The organism is Vibrio sp. Vb0349 (assembly GCF_033338975.1).
In genome coordinates, this window is the sequence record NZ_JAWOTS010000418.1 from 1 (window position 1) to 1,064 (window position 1,064).

Here is a 1,064-nt window from a genome sequence, read left to right on the forward strand (position 1 = left end):
TGAACTGTCTAGTGCGCAGTTAGCAGCGGTAAAACAAGACGCTTTTGATGCCGATTTTACGTTCTCTTATCCAAGGGAATCGAGCAAAGCTTGGTGTGCATCGACCAACGATATTCTCAAGCAATTGAGGACGTTTGCACGCGAGCGTAGTGACGGTTACCAGATGAAGCGAGATTTCCCCGCTATCGATGGTACGAGCCAGCTCTCGCCTTATCTTGCCATCGGAGCATTGTCGCCAAGACAGTGCATCGCGAGGTTGTATGCTGAGAATCCACAACCGGATTTGTCAGAAGGCAAAGCAACGTGGCTGAGCGAGATCATTTGGCGTGAGTTCTACCAGCACTTATTGGTGTTTGAACCTAAACTTGTCAAAGGTCGTGGATTCATCGACTGGGAAGATAAAATTCAATGGTCTTACGATGAGCAAGCTTTTGAATGTTGGAAAACGGGGACGACTGGATATCCAATTGTTGATGCGGCAATGCGTCAGCTCAATCAAACTGGCTGGATGCACAACCGACTTCGTATGATTGTCGCAAGCTTTCTTACCAAGGATTTACATATCGACTGGCGCTGGGGCGAAGAATACTTTATGAGCAAGCTCGTCGACGGCGACTTTGCGGCAAATAATGGTGGGTGGCAGTGGTCGGCATCGACTGGCTGTGATGGCCAACCATACTTCCGTATCTTCAATCCAATAAGCCAAGGCGAGAAGTTCGATTCCGACGGTCAGTTCGTGCGTCATTGGGTGCCAGAAATTAAGAGTGTGCCGAATAAGTTCGTCCATAAACCATGGACTTGGGAGGGATTTTCTTTACTGGAATATCACAAGCCGATGGTTGATCACAAGGTTGAAAGAGAGATAACCTTACGGCTCTTTAAAAGTGCCAAGGAATAGAGTGAAATGCTTAGCAAAAAGCGATCAATGAGTTTTGCAAAACGAACCCTGTTATCTGTCTCGTTATCATTAGTGAGTGGATTGTCATTCGCCAAAATGTACGAGTTACCAGAGGACGGCAGCCGTTTGATTGGTCGCATTGAAAACCACGTCGTGCAAGAAGGCG

The 1,064-nt window shown here is 47.3% G+C and carries 1 protein-coding gene and 1 pseudogene; both read left to right on the top strand.

Annotated elements, in window-relative coordinates; translation table 11 throughout:
* On the top strand, positions 1 to 898 hold an 898-nt coding region (locus R7Q47_RS26290), incomplete at its 5' end, for a cryptochrome/photolyase family protein (protein WP_318090267.1).
* 6 nt (positions 899 to 904) lie between these two features.
* A pseudogene (locus R7Q47_RS26295) lies at positions 905 to 1,064 on the top strand (peptidase); the annotation flags it as partial.